An 18,496-nucleotide genomic window follows, 5' to 3' on the forward strand; every position below is an offset into this window, starting at 1 on the left:
TGTAAATCTTTTTAGAGCCGTCCAATAAAGCTTTAGTGATGATCTTTTATTGAGTATTGACTTTAAATATTCTAACTTTACCTGTTATTTGCTCTGTAATCCTTAATGTAGTATCACTGGCTTGAAATGTTGCTACTTCCACCGGATCGGAACCATAATAATTCCAGACCCCGCTTTTTTGTTTTTGTTTGGCCTTTCAGGATCATCGTGTTTTGCTGCTGACCAATTGGCTACTATTTGCATATCAAACTTACCTTCGTCATTGGATTTCACCTGTAGGGTATCCTTAAAATGGTCATATAATTCTCCCCTGCTGAAGCATATTTCCCTTCAATATCTTTTTTCATATCTCCTGAGGAAGAACAAGCGTAAAAAAGCGGTGTTATGCACAATAAAATTAAATAGCTGGTGTTTTTGAATTTTTTCATAGCATGCAACTTAAAAGGTAAAGGACTTTATAGTTCTAATTTGGCAAAAAAAATAAATAGGTGACTTGAATAATAACTGATTACCATCTAAGTAAGCAATGAAACTTGTTTGCATTAAATCTGTTACAGTTCAATAAATATCCCAATCAATTGCAGAAGCCGAAACATAAACAACACGGATGGACATAATAATCGAACAATTAGACAGCTATTGTCGACACTAAGACCTGAATTTTATTTGGAACTTAATTACCCTTTGGACTATTCACAATTGGACAAATTAGAGGAATAATATAAAATTGAAATACCAAAGGATTTACGCGCAATATACAAATGAAAAAACAGACGAAAACCGAACTGCTGTGAGGCTTTTGTTAATAATTCTGGTTTTATTTCACTGCACCAGACAATTATGACGCTTCCGAACTTAATCCAATGATTGGGCTTGACTCCGAAATTATTAAATCAATGTGGCCGATTAAATTATAGTTTTTAAAAAACGTTTGAAAATTTGACTACAACAATTACCAATCCAACTACTTTTTGTAGAACGGCAATTAAGAATTTTGTTCCTGATATTTATTCAGTCTTAAAAACAATTCAAAAGAATTATGCAAAAAAGAATTTTAGGGAGCAGTGGGCTTAAAGTTTCAGCGTTAGGCTTTGGCTGTATGGGTTTAAACTTTTTAGACGGTAAGGGCCTTGATAAAAAAGATGCCATAAAATTACTGCGCGACTCAGTTGAAAGAGGAATCACATTTTTTGATACCGCTGAAGCCTACGGACCTTACACAAATGAAGAAATTGTCGGCGAAGGATTACAGCCACATAGAAAAGACGTTGTTATAGCTACGAAATTTGGTTGTAAAGATGCCAGACCAACAACAGGGTTAGACAGCAGACCAGAAACCATCAGGGCAGTAACCGAGGCGTCATTAAAAAGACTAAAAACAGATTACATTGATCTGCTATATCAGCACAGAGTTGATCCCAATATCCCTATAGAAGATGTTGCAGGTACGGTAAAAGACTTGATACAGGAAGGTAAAGTAAAATTTTTCGGTTTGTCCGAAGCAAGTTCAAAAACTATCCGCAAAGCACATTCAGTTCAACCTGTATCAGCGTTACAAAGTGAATACTCTTTGTTTTGGCGTGAACCTGAAAATGAAATCATACCAACATTAGAAGAGTTAGGAATTGGTTTCGTTCCGTTTAGTCCGCTTGGGAAAGGATTCCTCGCGGGTGCAATAACTTCAAAATTACCTGATGTCGACCGTAGAAATATAATTCCTCGTTTCAGCGAAGAGAACATAAAAGCCAATATGGCTCTACTGGACGCACTCACGGAGATAGCAAAACATAAAAATGTTACCACGAGCCAATTGGCTTTGGCTTGGCTTTTAGCTCAAAAGCCCTGGATAGCACCAATACCAGGGACTACAAAGCTACATCGTTTGGAGGAAAACATTGGCAGTACAAATATTGTCCTTACCGCCGATGAACTTGCAAAAATTAACACAACAGTAAATGAGATTAAACTTGTGGGCGAACGCTATCCCGAAGTTTTAGAAAAACAAATAGACAGATAATCAGGCAAAACATTTTGTGAGCGAAAATAATTCTGTGTGCAAGACCAATAGTGAGCTTGCACATAAAATTTTATAACGCGGACATCAGCATATATCCATCAAAACAAAGTAATTACATTTGTAACCAAAGAAATGCAAAGACAAAAAAATATAAATCAGATTAGAAGCATATCCCAACTTGTTAGGGTATTGGGACTTCCTGCTCCCTTGCAGCCCTTGATTGCATTGGTGGATTACAATAACGTTTCGATCGATAGGTTTCCAAAAGGCCAAAAAACGAGTTTAGATTTTTACAAAATTTCCTTTAAACCGACGTTTGCAGGACAAATAAAATACGGACAGGCATATTATGATTTTGAAGAAGGCGGATTAGCATTTTTTAAGCCAAAACAAATTGTTTATCCACCAGAAGATATAGAAAGCTATGAGGGTATTGCTTTATATTTTCATTCAGACTTTATCAGAAATTATCCATTAGGAAGTACAATGAATCAATATGGTTTTTTTTCTTACGATGTTTCCGAAGCCTTATTTTTGTCGGCAAAAGAAAAAGAAGTTATAGCGAATTTATTTGCTTCAATAGCCGATGAATTAAATAACAATATTGACAATTTTAGCCAGGATGTGTTGGTCTCGCAAATAGAATTGTTGTTGAATTATAGCAATCGTTTTTACAACAGGCAATTTATTACAAGGAAAGCCATCCATCATGACATCATAAGTGCTTTGGACCAACTTCTAGGCAAGTATTTTGAAGGCGAAAATAGTCTGAAAAACGGTTTACCATCCGTGAAACATATCAGCACAACATTAAAGCTATCCCAACGCTATTTAAGTGATATGTTGAGTGCATTAACGGGGCTGAATACACAACAATACATTCAACATGCAATCATAGAAAAAGCCAAAGAAAAATTGTCAACTACAAATTTATCCGTTTCGGAAATTGCTTATGCGTTAGGCTTTGAACATCCACAGTCGTTCAGCAAAGTTTTTAAAACAAAGACAAACGTTTCACCTCTTGAGTTCAGGCAGTCATTTAATTAAAGACGTGGGAATACCAATGGCTGCTTCTATCCAGCTATTTGTCATAGCTAACATTTGTGATGTTCAGATACCCTTCCTTTGGTCATATTAATGATTGTTTTTCGGTGTTCGATTCCCCAGGCAGCAATTCCATCAATAACAGGTTTGAGGGAATATCCGTAACGACTCAGTTCATATTCTACAGTGATCGGTTTAGTATTCAATACGGTTCGTGTAACCAGACCGTTAACTTCGAGATCCCGCAATTCTTTGGATAACATCTTTGCTGCAATACCCTCAATGCCACTCTTGAGTTCCATAAACCTTCTTGGGCCGAAGCTGAGCATACCGATAATACGGATCTTCCATTTACCATTCAAAATATCCATGGTATCACGTATGGCCATATGGTGTGCTCCGCATATCTCTTGATCAAAATCTTCTTTATTTAATTTAGTTGACATAGTTTACTCCGGGTAACTGGTTTCTTTTAGTAAACCCATTACAAATATATACTATTATGGCTGTAGTTTTGCCTTGGTAAATCAATACTAATATCAATGAAGTCACTAAAAACAATCTATTGGATCTCCACAGGCCTGGTCGTTCTAGGCATGCTGGCATCCGTTATTAACTACACTTTTAATCCGGCACTAAAAATTGCCTTCGCACACATCGGTTTTCCTGACTGGTTCCGTGTAGAATTGAGCATCGCTAAATTGTTTGGCGCAATAGCTTTGGGCATACCTGTAATCCCTGCCCGAGTTAAAGAATGGGCTTATTTCGGTTTTTTTGTCAATTTCTTTTCGGCATTCCTGGCGCACTTCTTTGTCCATGATCCGGTATTTAATCTAATCGCGCCTTTACTATTGCTTTCACTGGTGTTAGTTTCATATATCAGTTTCCACAAATTAAATAACTTAAAAAAATGAAAGAGCCAATATTTGATATTCAAACAACGAATGCTATCATTTTAGCTGCTCCGGGACGCGAACATCCGCTTGAGGTGCGGTTAACCGCACCTGTTACCAGTACGGAGTTGCCTTTGATTCTTTTTGCACATGGCTTTGGCTCGTCTGCTTACGGGTATGATCCCTTGGTAAATTATTGGGCTGCGCGGGGATTCGTAGTCATTCAGCCCACTTTCCTGGATTCCAAAACATTATTGGGTATACCGGATGCCAGTCACCATGATGCGATCAACGCCTATCTGGCCAATCCTACATCTTCCTTTATCTGGCGGCAACGAGTAACCGATGTAAAACTTGTACTTGATCAATTGGATGCTATTGAAAAGGCGACGACCGGCATTGAAGGGCGCTTTGACAGGAACCAGGTCTTTGCGGCAGGCCATTCATTTGGCTCGCATACCGTAGGACTGCTATTGGGTTCAAGGGTTAACGGTTTAGACGGAGCGTTGGGTGAGAACTTGCGTGACGAGCGTATAAAGGCTGGAGTACTGCTGAGCGCGGGTGGCCGTGGCGGCGACGCACTCAGCGAATTTGCCAAAAAACATTTTACCTACCTGGATCAGACCTTCGACGAACTTTTGACCCCAACCTTTGTAGCTGCTGGTGACAATGATCATTCGCCCCTTACGGTGTTAGGGCCTGAATGGTTTACGGAAGCTTACTATCTTAGCCCGGGAGCCGATGCCCTGCTAACACTGACAGATGGCGAGCATATGCTGGGCGGTATCACCGGATACGGTGCCCAGGAGACAACCGATGAAAACCCGGAAAGAGTTGGCTTAGTTCAAAAAATGAGCTATGCTTATTTCAGGTCAAAACTTCATCCTGAAGATACATTCTGGCGTGATGCAATTAAAGCGCTTTCAGAAGATTCAGATAAACTTGGGAAAATTGAAGAAAAATAGCAGCTTGGTATTTTTGATAAACAAAACTAAGTGCTGTAATCAAGCCTTTTTACACTATTCCCCTTTTTGGCTAAGTCATTCGGAGAATCGGTTAATAAAGCCGGTTTATTATTATTTATTTTTATATTTTAATTACCACAAGCATTTAGCAGTAATGAAGTTGTTTTTCCTTTGATCATGTTTTCGATTATATGATTCGTCTTAAAAGGAGGGATTACAGAATATTACCTCTTTTAGTAATTGTATTTGCGCGATCTTTTATAGTAGTTTTTTTTAGATTTTAAAAATTAAAAAGAACACCTTAACCCTTTAAAAAACCATCTTATGTATTATAAATATGTTGTAATCATTATCGCTTTAGCCATCATCGGTCTGGGATGCCGTTTTATATTTGCAAGTGACGCTATACTCAAGGAATGGGGGCTGGAATCAATAGATTCAACCGGGGTTTTAGCCCGGCGACTTGGTGCCATTTACCTTGGACTTTCAGTTTTATTATTTTTATCCTTGACAGGGATGTCAAAAGAACAGACCATTATAATTGGGATTTCTGCGATCTCAGGATTCCTGGCTATTTCTGGTATTTTAGATCTATTGACCGGGCGGGTTAATACGGGTGTTATCCGTTCAATTGTGGCAGAGCTATTTTTATGTTTGGTTCTTGTTTCAACATTTTTTATAAAACGATAGCATGAACAATTCAAAACTGCATGTTCTTAAAAGTATATCCGAATTTCATCGCTTGACGGGACTGCAAAGACCTGAACATCCATTATTAAGTGTAACCAATTTTGATGCTTTTATACAAAGGCCCTTTAATGAACCGGTAAGTTTTATATTCGATTTCTATTCCATCTATCTTAAACGAATCTCCAATGCAAAATTCAAATATGGCCAATTGGAGAGTGATTTTGATGAAGGCGTATTATTTTTTATGGCACCTGGTCAGGTTTTCAGCATTGAGGTAGAAAGAGGTGAATCACTGAAACCTTCGGGCTGGATCATACTGATTCACCCTGATTTCATATGGAATACGACTTTGGCTAAATCATAAAGCAATATGAATTCTTCAATTATTCAGTAAACGAGGCTCTACATCTTTCCATTAAGGAAGAAAAAAAAATCGTAAATATAATTAAGAGCATCCGGCAGGAATATCAGTTTAATATTGATCAGTTCAGCCAGCAAATTATCATTTCGCAAATTGAGACACTGCTCAATTTTTCAGAAAGGTTTTATCACCGGCAGTTTATTACCCGGAAAAAAAAGAATCATCAAATATTAAGTCGCTTGGAAAACGCGCTCTTAAAATATTTCAGTAATGATGATCTGATTGCAAAAGGATTGCCATCTGTTCAGTTCATTGCAGATGCGTTAAATATTTCACCCAATTACTTAAGTGATGTATTAAAAGTATTGACCGGCCAAAGTACACAACAGCACATTCATGGTAAACTGATAGAAAAAGCAAAAGAAAAATTATCAGGTACAGATTTATCAATAAGCCAGATTGCTTATGAACTTGGCTTCGGCCATCCACAATCGTTCACCAAATTATTCAAGGCAAAAACCAACCTTTCTCCTTTGCAGTTCCGAAACTCATTTAATTATTGAGGTATTCTACAATTTGCCATTGCAATAACTTCCACCATTTTCCCTTCACCAGCCTGCTGTAACGACAGATCATTGATCCCCAATCAGAGCCAAATGACCAGTTTGGATGTTCAGTTTAATTGGATATTAACGGACCAGTTTAACAAAACATACAACTATGCCTTCAATCTTGCAAAGGCTATAGTTTTAAGTCCATTACGGAATCAAGCCCTCTTTTAAATCCCTTAAAAGTTCCAACCTTCTCAATCGCAAGTAGTGCGCCTTTAACGTAAGGTTCTGCACTAGTTCCAGAATCATGTCTTAGGGTTAATTTTTCATCTTTTAATCCAAAGATAGCTTCAATTGATATCACATGCCCTGGAAGCCTGATGGAATGCACTTGCACGCCATCCAAATCAGCGCCCCGGCTTGCTTTTTCCCCGACCAATTCGTCTTCAGAAATATGAACATTCGGTCTGCGTTGCGTTGATAAACGATGTGCTAATTCCCTGGCCGTACCGCTTGGGGAATCAATTTTGTCTTCGTGTGCATAATCAAGAATTTCGAAGTTTGGAATGTAATTGGCTGCGATCTCCGCAAATTTTTGCAGCAGGACAACGGTAATTGCAAAGTTTCCTACGGCCAACACAGAAGCGTTGTTTTCATCCGTTGCTTTTTCAATCTCGACATAGTCATCGGCAATCAATCCTGACGTTCCTATCACTACGCTTTTACCTTTCTTTATTGCTGCAGTTATATTGATCTTAGCCACCGCCGGTGTGGTATATTCTACAAGAACATCAAATTCGACTTCTTGAAGTGCGGTCTCCATATGATCAAAAATAGGGATATGTGCTGTACCCAAATCAAGCATTTCTGCCAGATTTTTTCCTGCATGCGTACGGGATAGTACACCGGTCAATTGCATATTTGGGTGCTTGAATACCGCTTTGCTGAGTTCAGAACCAGCCCAGCCCGTTCCTCCTGCTATAAATACTTTAATCATGATGTCCTTTTTGCTTATTTAATTGCATATTTCTCCCTGAATTCAACAGGTGTCAGACCATTATGTTTCCGGAAATACTTTATAAAATTCGTAGGCTCTTCAAAGCCAAGTCTGTAACTAATTTCTTTAACGCTTTTAGCGGTGTGCGATAACAAGCGCTTAGCTTCCAGAACCATGCGGTCGTTGGTAACAGCTTTTGCCGTTTTCCCTAATATTTTTGATGTGGCCTGGTTCAACCGTTTTTCGGTTACAAACATTTCCCTGGCATAATCACTAATCAATCTGCGTTGCAGAAATCCACATTCAAGGAGATCCTTAAACAGCAATACGAGTTCATAATCCGGGCCCTTAGCCCTTTCACTGGTAGGTTGATGACTCTGTTCACGTTCCGAAAGCAGCAGGAAGTTATGTAGAAAATTTTGCATAATTTCAGACTGTCTGGAGTCTTTACTTTTTTCAGCTTCTTCGTTCATTAAAACAATAAGCTCGTTTAACACCTCAACCAGCTTACCCTCAATATGGATCTGGGTTGTGCCATGAATGGCATTAAAAAGTACTGAACTTTTTAAAAATCTGGCATCCTGTTCGTTTCTGCAATAAAAACCATCCGTAAATAAGATCATCTTTCCCGCAAAGTTTCCTCCAGGATCAAAGCAATGCACAATATCTTTATTGAGAAATAAAATGGTATTAGCCGAAACATGAACAGGATTGAAATCAATCAAATGATCAGCCTCACCCCTTTCAAACCAAATGATGTGATAGAAACCAGTCCGGTGCGGTACGGTTAATGTATCGGATGCAAAATGGAATACCGTTTCCAAATCCAGAATTTCAAATTCATGAGGTAAGCCTTCCTTGAATTCATATTTTTTTATAGTTGCCGGCATTGATCGGGATTCGTTTAATCTTTGATCAAAGATAGCCGGCAGGATGTTTTTTTCACATCATTATAAATAATTTATGCTAAAGAAGGCTTACCACTGCGGCTATTTCCATTCCATTTCGCCTGTGCTCACCTTTGCGCTCAGTTCCAGCGCGCTTTTATTCTCCAGATTTGGGTATTTTGCTTCGAGTGCGGTAATCAACGATTGCGAAGTTTTATTTGATTTTAATAACTGGTTATAGGTTTGCAAATAGGCCTTAGTGAAACTTACCGAAGCTAAATTTAATTCCGCTTTGTTGCCAAAGTGTCCCGGAATGACGATTACCGGCTTATAACCCGCTATTTGATCCAATGCTTTTATCCAAAGGGCGCGCTTAGCAGCCGTGGCATCATCGGCGGTCCAAACATGAATGTCATTACCAAATACGTTGATGCCGCCGATCACTGCTTTTTCCGATGGAATCCAGATAAAGCTGCGGTCAGGCGCACCTGGCACTTTAACGATCTCCAGCTTTTTACCTTCAAGGGTCAGTTCGGCCTTGGTATAGACTGTTGGAATAGTGGCTGTTTTGGGTGCGGCATCTTTATACAAGTTTCCCCAGTAGGTTAACTTTTCTTTGTAAGTAGCTTTAATGTGTTCAATGATCGGCGCTGTTGAATAAACAGGCACATCAGGATAACTCTTTTTTATGACTTCAAGACCGAAATAATAATCGGGGTCACCGTAAGTGATAAAAATCGCTTTTAGGTGCTTACCGCTTTTTTTAATTTCAGCGGTCAGCCTTTCCGCATCGGGCACCGAAAATTGTGCGTCAAACAGGATCGCATCAGTTTTACCGCTGACAAGTACGGAGCTAACACCAAAATTGGCTTCGGTAGCACTATAGTAGGTAAGCTTCAAGTCTTTACGATTAAAGCTTTTAACAGTTTGTGCCTGAACTGAAAAACAGGTTATGCCTGCGACCAAGCCTAACGTTGCAGACAGATTTTTAAATGTTTTCATTATGAAAGGATTTAAAATATTGATGTTCATCTTGTTATTGTTTTAACCAGACAAAATTGCATCATAATGCCTTTCCAAAAAAGGTTGAAACCGGCGATTCAATGATACTTTTCCGCCGTTAAACGAGGAGGATATAGAAATGGTTAGAAACCAATTATTTATTAACTTGTAATTGAGGGTTTTATGTCATAAGAGAATATAAACTTGTTGCAGCACTATTTGGGGAGGCTGAATGATAGTTGGCCAACATTCGATAATTTGTGGCACCAGTTGTTTAGAATATATCATTGCTAACGATTGACCATTGAACTGTTAAATGGAAAACCTACTCAGAATTCATTAACCAATTTAGACATTGTGTGCTAAGACTGGGCTTTAGGCAAATATCAGGCATTAAGCAAGATGATGTGGAAGCATTGGTTCTAGGGCGGGGCTCTGGCGACCACAACCTCCATTCGTTATTGCATGCAAGAGTTTCTTTGGGCGCTCTGGAAAGGCCTGCCGGTGCAGATGTTTTAGGTCGATGGGATTAGATCGCAGACAAGTGCTTTGGAAAGTATCTGTACTAAAAGACAGACCTATGGCACTGTTTGAAGGCCAGCCTTCAGAATCGGACAAAGAACAACAGATCCAGCTTCCGCTGATGAGCAAAGGTGAACACATTATGCAGTATTACGCCTCTACTCCATTTTCTTTGAAAGCACATCCGTTAAGTTTGGTCCGTGAAAAGCTGAAACTCTCCAACGTCAAATTCTCGCAGTAAATTCACAATATCGAAAACGGAAGAATGGCGAAAGTAGCGGGACTGGTGATCGTCAGACAGCGACCTGGAACAGCTGGTGGTGTCTGCTTTTATCACCATCGAGGACGAGACCGGGTTTTCAAACCTTGTAATGTTCGAGAAGCTCTTTGAAACATACAGAAAAGAAATCCTTCATTCACGCCTGTTGATGGTTGAGGGAAAGGTGCAAAAAGAAGGCGAAGTGGTACACGTGATCGTATCCAAATGCTTTGATTTCACCAAGCGGCTTAAACGGCTGACTATTAAGGACGACACCTCCAGTCTCGCTCGACCATAGTGGGCTGGTTGAGAAAATATGGTAAATTTGATTGGGAGAATCAAACCCCGTCTCATATGCCTAAGATACCCGAACAGAAAATACTGGAGTTAGAAGCCAAAATTAAGCTTCTGGAGAAACAAAGGCCTTTCTAGCTGCTCAGAATACAGGAGCTGATAAAAAAGCAATTATATTCGATATGATGATCGATATTGCAGAGAAGGAATATAATATCGAAATCCGAAAAAACTCCTCACCCGAACAGTTGAACAATACCAAAAAACCTACAAGGAAAGCTTAAGTGCTATCTGTGGGTTGTTTGGGGTTAGTAGTCTATTCCCGGAGTAAGAAGAGAAGGGCTAAGAAACAGGATTTATCTGCAAAGATTATAAAACTGGTGATGGATGTGTGCGCATGAAAATGCCCCGCATTGGAACCAAGAAACTTTATCATATATTGAAAGAATCACTTGAACCCCTATCGGTTTGAAGAGATAATCTCTTTCAGATATTAAAAGCGAATCATTTATTAGTTAAACCAAAGCGCAGTTACCATATTACCACAAAATTCTCACCATAGGTTTCGCAAACACAAGGACCTGTGGCTGAGCGTGTAATGGAATTCCAAAGCAAGAGTTACTTACAATAAGAGAAGGGGTCAAACTCTCCGAGATGAAAAAATAGTTTCTGAAAGCATTAATATTTACAATAATATTAGGCCACACCATGCATGTTTAATGAATACACCTAAATATATGCACAGAAAGAGTAAAATCAAAATCAGGACTTATAAATGAAAAAATAGCAGCCAGAATGAACTGACTACTATTTAAATTGTAATTTTATTTAATTATTAATCCTGTATCAAATTTTCAAGACTAGTCACATCATCTATAAATGTTAAGCACCTTTTTTAGATCCGAGGCTTTGCATTAACTGATCATACAAATCATCACTTGATGCCTTTTGTGGCTTCATTTTTTTCACTGTTGCCCGCTTGCCTTTTGCCTTGGCTTTTATAATTTTAAGCAGTTCATTGCTGTAATCATCTTTAAATGAGCTCAGGTCAAATTTAGAACTGTATTGTTTGATCAGCGCCAAACCAACATCCATCTCTTTTTTGTTTATGGTAATATCATCTGCCTTATTGATCTCATCTAAGCTCCTGATTTCCTGTTCAAACCTGATCTTCGTGATAATAATAACATTCTCTATTGGATGTATAACACAAAGATTTTCGGTATTTCTTAATACAAACCTGGCTACACCTGCTTTTCCTGATTTCTGGAGTGCTTTCAGTAATAATGCATAGGCCTTTTTACCCTGTTTTTCTGGTTCGGTATAATAAGAGGTTTCATAGTAAATGGGATTAATGTCTTTAATATCAACAAAGTTCTCCAGTTCGATAATTTTGGTTTTTTCAGGTGCAGCTTCTTCAAAATCATGTTTTTCCAGAATAATATATTTATCCTTAAGAAAATACCCCTTTACAATCTTTTCATACGGTACCTCTTTGTGCGTTTTATCATTTACACGCTGATAACGGATTTTTTCGTGGTCACGTTCATCAAGCATATCCAAATCCAAATGGGTAGTTTGTACACCCGAGAATAATTTAACGGGTATATTAACCAAACCAAATCCTATTGAGCCTTTCCAAATTGATCTCATTATGTCATTTATTTATCCAGACTAACAAGCCCTTAATTGATATTGTTTGTTTCAAAATTTCATAAATGATACCGAACCAAAACCATTTTAGCTATCCGTGCGTTATAATAGGACATTAACTTATATATTAATATGAAAATCGCATATATTTCAACTTATCCTCCTCGCGAATGCGGTCTAGCTACGTTCAATTACAATTTAATCAATGCGTTAAGTATCAATCCATCTTACCAGGCAGATAAAAGTTTTGTTATTGCGATGAACGAATCTGATGATCTTAATGAACATGCTTATCCTTCAGAAGTAAAATTCATCATCAGGCAACAGAATCAGCAGGATTATATTGAAGCTGCTAATTTTATTAATGATAGTGATGTAGATACTTGTATCATTGAACATGAGTTTGGAATTTATGGTGGCAATAGCGGCGTTTTTTTGCTTTCGCTCATTAATAAGCTCAAAAAACCTTTTATTACCATTTTGCATACGGTGTTAAAGGAACCAAATTTTATGCAACAGACCATCATTAAGGAAATTGCATTAAAATCGTCAAAAATTGTGGTAATGAGTAAAAAAGCGGTGTTATTTTTAACCAGCATTTACCAAATTCCTTCAACCTCTATCAAATTAATAGAACATGGTGTTCCTAACCTGGAACCTATTGCGAACAATGAAATTTCGCGAAGCGAATTGTTTAAAAATAGAAAAGTACTGTTTACATTCGGGCTGATTAGCCGCAACAAAGGCCTGGAAACAGTGATTAAAGCCTTACCAAGCATTGTTTCGCAACATCCGGATGTTTTATATGTGATTCTGGGCAATACACATCCCGGAGTTGTTAGACATAACGGTGAAGAATATCGTGATAGTTTAAAAGCACTGGCTAAAGATTTAGGCGTAGAAAATAATATTGCCTTCGTCAATAAGTTTGTATCTGAAAATGAACTTCACCAATATTTAACGGCTTGTTATTTATATATAACGCCTTATTTAAATGAAGCACAAATTACAAGTGGTACATTATCATATGCTGTTGGTGCAGGTGCTGCTGTTGTTTCTACACCATATTGGCATGCAGAAGAATTACTGGCAGATAACCGGGGCAAATTATTTGATTTTAAAAACGATAAGGCCCTGGTCAACATTGTAAATGAATTGCTATCAGATGAAGCTAAACATCAGGAGCTTAAATCAAATGCTTATCAATATGGCTTAAAACTAAGATGGCCAGCAATAGGCAATGTATATCTTTCTACTTTACAGCAAGCCATAGCAGACGGAGAAAAACCTGAAAGGGTAACCCCTCCTATTATAGATGTGGAAAGCATGCCGGCACTCAACTTGAGTCATATTAGCTTGCTTACAGATGATACCGGAATTATTCAACATGCACGTTTTGGCATTCCGAATCTGAAAGAAGGTTATTGCATTGATGATAATGCCAGAGCCTTAATTATGGCTTTAATGGCTTATGAGCAAAATAAAAATCAGGCAGCATTAAAGTTGATGCCTGTTTACCTGAGCTTTATTCAATACATGCATACAGAAGATGGAAACTTTAGAAATTTCTTAAGTTTTAACCGCAATTATCTGGACGAAATTGGTTCTGAAGATGCTTTCGGCCGAACAATATGGTCTTTAGGTTATTTAATTGGTGTTGCGCCTAATAACTCGTACCGCGAGTTTGGAAGAGAACTTTTCTTTAATGCAGTACCTCATTTTAAAGGCTTAAAGCATTTGCGTGGGATGGCAAATACACTCATCGGAATTTCCTATTATTTACTTGCGCATCCCGGCGATAAACCGATTATAAATGAGGGAAACCAGCTGGCAGAAAGTTTGAAGCTATCTTATCAAGCCAATAAAGATGGAGACTGGCATTGGTTTGAAGATATACTGACTTACGATAATGCGATTTTACCTCTGGCATTATTACATCACTATGAAGCAACCGGCGACAATGAATCTTACCAGATAGCGATGGAAAGCATTAATTTCCTGAATAGTTTTTCTTTTGAAAATGGTTATTTAAACCCTGTTGGAAATGCGGGCTGGATGAGGAAGCATGGAAAAAATCCAATTTATGACCAGCAAGCCATTGAAACCATGGCAATGGTACTGCTTTACGGTAAAACTTATGAAATTACCAAAGACAGTAAATACCTGAGTTTAATGTATACCAGTTATGAGTGGTTTTTAGGCAAAAACAGTATGCACATTCCTTTATATGATTTTGAAACACATGGCTGTGCGGATGGCTTACAGTTTAATAGTGTAAACAGAAATCAGGGTGCTGAAAGTACATTAGCCTATTTTGTTTCTCATCTTACCGTTTTGAAAGCGGCAGAGGCTGAATATGAAACGCTTTCTCCTTCGCTATTTGAAGAAGAAGAAGAGTTTGTAAAACATCAAAATTCAAAATAATAAAGAAGGGCTGATTCATTTGAATCAGCCCTTCTTGTTTCATAATAGAAAAGTATTTTATCCTATTTATCCCTTCCCGTTTTCAAGCAATTTGTTTAGCAACAATTCCAAGTTTACAGTGGCAAAAGACGAACTGTAATCAGATAATCCATAAGGAATTATCAGTTCGCCATTGCTTATAATAGAACCACAGGAATACACTACATTTGGCACATAACCTTCACGTTCATCATTGTTTGGAATAATCAGCGGCTCTTTTAAATGCCCGATTTCTTTGCTCGGATCTTCCAGATCCAGCAATACCACTCCAATACAGTACCGTCTCATTGGACCAACCCCATGTGTAATTACCAACCATCCCTTTTCAGTTTCTATTGGTGAGCCACAATTACCAATCTGTACCAATTCCCAGTCGTAACGCGGTTGTTTCAGCAAAATAGGATTTTCCCAAACATTTACCTTATCAGAAAACATCAGGTAATTGTTCCATCCATCAATTCTGCTCATCATCACGTATTTTCCATTTATTTTGCGGGGAAAAAGAGCAAGGTTTTTATTTTGGGCACCATCTCCATATAAAGGGATTACTTTAAACTCATAGAAATCTTCTGTTTGCACCAACTTTGGTATAATAAGCGAACCATCAAAAGCAGTGTAGGTGGCATAATATAATACCTTCCCGTCATCTTTAACAAATTTTACAAAGCGTGCATCTTCAATACCTTTTCGTTCGAACTCCGAAATTGGAAAAATTACCCGGTCTGATATATCGGTATCTTTAGAAAAAGAAATGGTATGATAAGTATCTGATAACCATAGCACTTTATCATATTCTACCAGGCGCGAGGGATTTTCATTATGCAGGCTTTTTGAATCTTTAATAATATTACTCAAACTGGTGTATTCAAAACGATCATCTAGTTTTGCTTCTATTTCTTCAATAACAGATGGATCAATCTGTGCATAGGCAGCTTTTTTGAAGAACAGTTTCTTTACATAAATTGCATTCTTCACTACCTCTGCCTCATCCACATAATTGCCTACCGGCAAAACCTGTATATTATTATTCTTATCAATCAATGCACGACGGAAAACGATAGATGAAATGTGTCCTTCACCTACTGCCCTGAAACTGATGATCACCCTTTTCTCTCCTTCTACAAGATCAGTTTGATCGGGATCGTCAACAATACTTGGATTAAAAAACGCAGCCGATTCAATAGAATATTCATGCGTAAAATACGCACCAATAAGTAATCTGGTATATGGATCAAGGTCTTCTATATCCGTTCCAAGTACAGCAAATTGCTTTTTCAGCTTTTTACAATGCCGGTTTAAAATTTTCGTAATGTTACGGTGTCTTTTAGAATACTCCTGTAAAATCGGAGAGATGAGTGAAAATACTTTATCATCAGAAAACTCCAAAACTTTTCTGATCACTTCCAGTGCTCTTTCTTCTCCGTTAAAAAAAAAACGGGCAATTACACGTTTCGTATCTGGATTAACCTTAACGGGCTTACGTTCTATATATAATCTCATTTTTGAATAATGTTTTGATAATTATAATGTTCATCTTACGATGACATTAGCTATAGTAACTAAAGTTACAACTTAATTGTTTATATTATTTATCCTTTTAATGAGAATCTTTACCTTTAATCCATTACCCACTTTAATCATACCTTTAAATGCATTTACATCAGGTTTCAGATCAAAATATATGTTTTAATGAAGAATTGCATATGCAAAAATTATATGAATATGAGATCTTAAATACACCTGCTGAAGAAAGCTTTAACAACTTTGCAAAACTGGCCGCTGAGATTTTTGAAGTAACTGATGCCGCTATCGGATTTTTTGACAAGCACGGTACTTTCATAAAAGCTTTAATTGGTAAGCATGCAGCGCCAGAAATCAATCCATATCTTTTTAACCTGATTAAAACAGCGGATGAAGATGTGGTTACCGGCAATGCATCGGAATTTGTACATGCCAATGATCAATCTTTTTTATTCCAATTTTTTGCCGGAGCAGTGATTAAATCTGCAGAAGGACAAAATCTGGGTGCCATCATTATACATGGCCAGCATTTTCAAACTGCTACTCAAAACCAACTGAACATGTTAAACAGGCTGGCCGTGATGATATCAGAAAAACTGGAAACGCGGATGGCCTTCAGAAAAACGCTGAGGGCGCAGGATGATCGCTTGCATGTGCTTATCCACGACCTGAAAAATCCGATGACCACCATATCCCTTCAATCTGAATTGGTAAGCAGAATGCCTGGTGCAGATGAAAGAACTATAACTATCGCAGAAAAAATCAACAGTCAATCTAAAAGGATGGTTGACAATCTAAACCAGATACTAAGTTCAGCCAGAAGGGAGACCGGATCTTTCAAACCGCAGAAAAATAAAATAAATCTCCGCGAATTGTTATCTAAAACCGTAAAAGATCTGAATGTTATTTCTAAAAATAAAAACCAGGCATTTACCATCAATATTGATACAGCGGTAGAAATTTTTGGTGATCAGATTAAACTGCAGGAGCTATTTTTCCAATTGCTTCATAATGCGGTTAAATTCTCTTATGCAGATAGCGAAATCCGGATTTCTCATCAAATGGCAGAAAACAGGGTAACCATTGCCATAAAAGATCATGGCGTAGGTCTGAATGAATCGGATCTGGAAAGCTTATTTATGAAATTTTCCCGATTAAGTTCTGCGCCAACCCAACATGAAAATGTTAATGGTTTGGGATTAATTACCGCAAGGATGTTTGTGGATATGCATAAAGGCCGCATCTGGGCAACAAGTGAGGGCAAAGATAAAGGAACAACTTTTTTTATAGAACTGCCCCTTAAATAGCATCCAGTAAATCAGCCAGCTTCATTTCTTCCAGTAAAACTCTTTCCGGATCACCTGATTTTTGAAAAGACCATTTAATTAACCGGATCATACCATTTTCAATTTCGATACCTGTAATATCACCATCGCTGAAACAGCAGCAGCCGCTATTGAAATAACCAGGCTTGTATGCTTTAAATTCAGGTACCTCATCTCCTTTTTTTACTCTTTTTTTTAGTTCTTCATTTAATTTATCCATTACAGGTTGATCATGCGCAATAGTTGCATTTTTAAGTTTTAAATAAACTCTTTCCAGGTGAGTAAGCGATGCAAATACAGGCTGGTGTGTGTGGCCAGTAATTAGTGCCGTATCTTTTTGTTCTGCCTGCCAGCTATACATCATGCTGTTGTGCATGGTTTTTAGCTGGTTATCATAAGCCGGTGTATTGGGATTAATTTTTAAGAATGATTGCAGTGGTGCCCATATAGTGCTGACAAACCATTTACTAAACCAATTCCCATCGCTTTGCAAATCACCCTGATGACCATGGGTGAGAAAGATATTCAGCACTTTATGCTGTAACTTTACCTTTAAAATTACGCCTTCATAAATCGGAATCTTTTTACCGTAAATGCGATTCAGGTTAAAACCGGCCAACGGATCATTGTCCCAGTAGAGGTCATGATTTCCAAAAACCTTTGTGAAAGCATTGCGATGAATAAATAATTTTTCTCTTTCAAAGGTTTGCTTATGATGCTGAATTACAGATTCCAGCAAATTCTCCCAAAGTTCTTCACTATCTCCCAGGTTGATGTAATGGAAAAAACTGGCATTGTAGTATTCAAGTGCCTGCAGATAGTTTTTTTCCGCCAGCGTAAAGTCGTCGGCATCATCACGCGCCCCCTTATGCTGATCCGAAAAAATAATGATTTTATCTTTTTCCGAAATTTCAAACACCAGTCCGCGTTTTCCGGGCTCCTTACTTATAGTATTAAAAAGCTTACTTAAAGCTTCATGAATACGGTGAAGATCAGGTCTTGAACCAAATTTGTTTGACATTCGAATTACCCAATCCCCAAATAAGTGCTGT

Annotated in this window: 19 protein-coding genes; 12 read left to right on the forward strand and 7 right to left on the reverse strand. The window is 37.9% G+C overall.

The window, feature by feature from the left end:
- The first annotated feature begins 1,039 nt into the window (after positions 1 to 1,039).
- Together CBW18_RS11010 and CBW18_RS11015 are read left to right on the forward strand one after the other, a co-directional pair.
- Complete coding sequence (locus CBW18_RS11010) at positions 1,040 to 2,017, forward strand: aldo/keto reductase (RefSeq protein ID WP_088301395.1); 978 nt, start codon at positions 1,040 to 1,042, stop codon at positions 2,015 to 2,017.
- Between the two features lie 132 nt (positions 2,018 to 2,149).
- On the forward strand, positions 2,150 to 3,064 hold the full coding sequence (locus CBW18_RS11015; protein ID WP_088301396.1) for an AraC family transcriptional regulator: 915 nt from the start codon (positions 2,150 to 2,152) through the stop codon (positions 3,062 to 3,064).
- A 47-nt stretch (positions 3,065 to 3,111) separates the two neighbouring features.
- Here the strand turns inward: CBW18_RS11015 and CBW18_RS11020 are convergent, their stop codons facing one another.
- Positions 3,112 to 3,507 (reverse strand): helix-turn-helix domain-containing protein, encoded by a 396-nt coding sequence (locus CBW18_RS11020; protein WP_088301397.1) that lies wholly within the window; start codon positions 3,505 to 3,507, stop codon positions 3,112 to 3,114.
- A gap of 96 nt (positions 3,508 to 3,603) precedes the next feature.
- On the opposite strand from CBW18_RS11020, the gene CBW18_RS11025 reads away from it, so the two are divergent.
- From CBW18_RS11025 to CBW18_RS21860, 5 genes are all read left to right on the forward strand, one after another.
- Entirely contained in the window at positions 3,604 to 3,975 is a 372-nt protein-coding gene (locus tag CBW18_RS11025; protein ID WP_088301398.1) for a DoxX family protein, read from the forward strand.
- Positions 3,972 to 4,919: an alpha/beta fold hydrolase gene (locus CBW18_RS11030; protein ID WP_088301399.1), complete on the forward strand. Its 948-nt coding sequence runs from the start codon at positions 3,972 to 3,974 to the stop codon at positions 4,917 to 4,919. The genes CBW18_RS11025 and CBW18_RS11030 overlap by 4 nt, the downstream gene beginning before the upstream one ends.
- Positions 4,920 to 5,243: 324 nt before the next feature.
- Complete coding sequence (locus CBW18_RS11035) at positions 5,244 to 5,609, forward strand: hypothetical protein (RefSeq protein WP_088301400.1); 366 nt, start codon at positions 5,244 to 5,246, stop codon at positions 5,607 to 5,609.
- A gap of 1 nt (position 5,610) precedes the next feature.
- Complete coding sequence (locus CBW18_RS21855) at positions 5,611 to 5,973, forward strand: hypothetical protein (RefSeq protein ID WP_371566741.1); 363 nt, start codon at positions 5,611 to 5,613, stop codon at positions 5,971 to 5,973.
- Between the two features lie 236 nt (positions 5,974 to 6,209).
- Positions 6,210 to 6,533, forward strand: coding sequence for a helix-turn-helix domain-containing protein (locus CBW18_RS21860; protein WP_371566744.1), 324 nt, complete (start codon positions 6,210 to 6,212; stop codon positions 6,531 to 6,533).
- Between the two features lie 178 nt (positions 6,534 to 6,711).
- On the opposite strand, the gene dapB is transcribed toward CBW18_RS21860, so the two are convergent.
- The 3 genes from dapB to CBW18_RS11055 all read right to left on the reverse strand — a co-directional run bounded on the left by dapB (position 6,712) and on the right by CBW18_RS11055 (position 9,407).
- A complete protein-coding gene (gene dapB, locus CBW18_RS11045; RefSeq protein WP_088301401.1) occupies positions 6,712 to 7,518 on the reverse strand; it encodes a 4-hydroxy-tetrahydrodipicolinate reductase in 807 nt (268 codons plus the stop codon).
- Positions 7,519 to 7,532: 14 nt separating this feature from the next.
- The gene (locus CBW18_RS11050; protein WP_088301402.1) at positions 7,533 to 8,408 is read right to left on the reverse strand and encodes a helix-turn-helix domain-containing protein; all 876 of its coding nucleotides are present in this window, start codon (positions 8,406 to 8,408) and stop codon (positions 7,533 to 7,535) included.
- Positions 8,409 to 8,507: 99 nt separating this feature from the next.
- Positions 8,508 to 9,407, reverse strand: coding sequence for an MBL fold metallo-hydrolase (locus tag CBW18_RS11055; protein ID WP_172406499.1), 900 nt, complete (start codon positions 9,405 to 9,407; stop codon positions 8,508 to 8,510).
- 359 nt (positions 9,408 to 9,766) lie between these two features.
- Here CBW18_RS11055 and CBW18_RS21380 point away from each other — a divergent pair, with 359 nt between their 5' ends.
- The 3 genes from CBW18_RS21380 (at position 9,767) to CBW18_RS21865 (ending at position 10,486) form a co-directional block, all read left to right on the forward strand.
- The gene (locus tag CBW18_RS21380; RefSeq protein WP_172406500.1) at positions 9,767 to 9,940 is read left to right on the forward strand and encodes a hypothetical protein; all 174 of its coding nucleotides are present in this window, start codon (positions 9,767 to 9,769) and stop codon (positions 9,938 to 9,940) included.
- A gap of 47 nt (positions 9,941 to 9,987) precedes the next feature.
- Positions 9,988 to 10,170 (forward strand): hypothetical protein, encoded by a 183-nt coding sequence (locus CBW18_RS11060; RefSeq protein ID WP_088301404.1) that lies wholly within the window; start codon positions 9,988 to 9,990, stop codon positions 10,168 to 10,170.
- Between the two features lie 79 nt (positions 10,171 to 10,249).
- The gene (locus CBW18_RS21865) at positions 10,250 to 10,486 is read left to right on the forward strand and encodes an OB-fold nucleic acid binding domain-containing protein (protein WP_371566750.1); all 237 of its coding nucleotides are present in this window, start codon (positions 10,250 to 10,252) and stop codon (positions 10,484 to 10,486) included.
- 878 nt (positions 10,487 to 11,364) lie between these two features.
- On the opposite strand, the gene CBW18_RS11075 is transcribed toward CBW18_RS21865, so the two are convergent.
- Positions 11,365 to 12,135 (reverse strand): Ku protein, encoded by a 771-nt coding sequence (locus CBW18_RS11075; RefSeq protein ID WP_088301406.1) that lies wholly within the window; start codon positions 12,133 to 12,135, stop codon positions 11,365 to 11,367.
- 132 nt (positions 12,136 to 12,267) lie between these two features.
- On the opposite strand from CBW18_RS11075, the gene CBW18_RS11080 reads away from it, so the two are divergent.
- Entirely contained in the window at positions 12,268 to 14,559 is a 2,292-nt protein-coding gene (locus CBW18_RS11080; protein WP_088301407.1) for a glycosyltransferase, read from the forward strand.
- 66 nt (positions 14,560 to 14,625) lie between these two features.
- On the opposite strand, the gene CBW18_RS11085 is transcribed toward CBW18_RS11080, so the two are convergent.
- Positions 14,626 to 16,098 (reverse strand): glycoside hydrolase family 130 protein, encoded by a 1,473-nt coding sequence (locus CBW18_RS11085; protein ID WP_088301408.1) that lies wholly within the window; start codon positions 16,096 to 16,098, stop codon positions 14,626 to 14,628.
- A 203-nt stretch (positions 16,099 to 16,301) separates the two neighbouring features.
- Between CBW18_RS11085 and CBW18_RS11090 the strand changes: the two genes are divergently transcribed.
- The gene (locus CBW18_RS11090; protein WP_172406501.1) at positions 16,302 to 17,426 is read left to right on the forward strand and encodes a sensor histidine kinase KdpD; all 1,125 of its coding nucleotides are present in this window, start codon (positions 16,302 to 16,304) and stop codon (positions 17,424 to 17,426) included.
- On the opposite strand, the gene CBW18_RS11095 is transcribed toward CBW18_RS11090, so the two are convergent.
- The gene (locus CBW18_RS11095) at positions 17,419 to 18,465 is read right to left on the reverse strand and encodes a metallophosphoesterase (RefSeq protein ID WP_253249015.1); all 1,047 of its coding nucleotides are present in this window, start codon (positions 18,463 to 18,465) and stop codon (positions 17,419 to 17,421) included. The two genes, CBW18_RS11090 and CBW18_RS11095, sit on opposite strands and share 8 nt — an antisense overlap.
- Positions 18,466 to 18,496 lie beyond the last annotated feature (31 nt).

This window comes from Pedobacter sp. AJM (genome assembly GCF_002197755.1).
GTDB lineage: Bacteria > Bacteroidota > Bacteroidia > Sphingobacteriales > Sphingobacteriaceae > Pedobacter.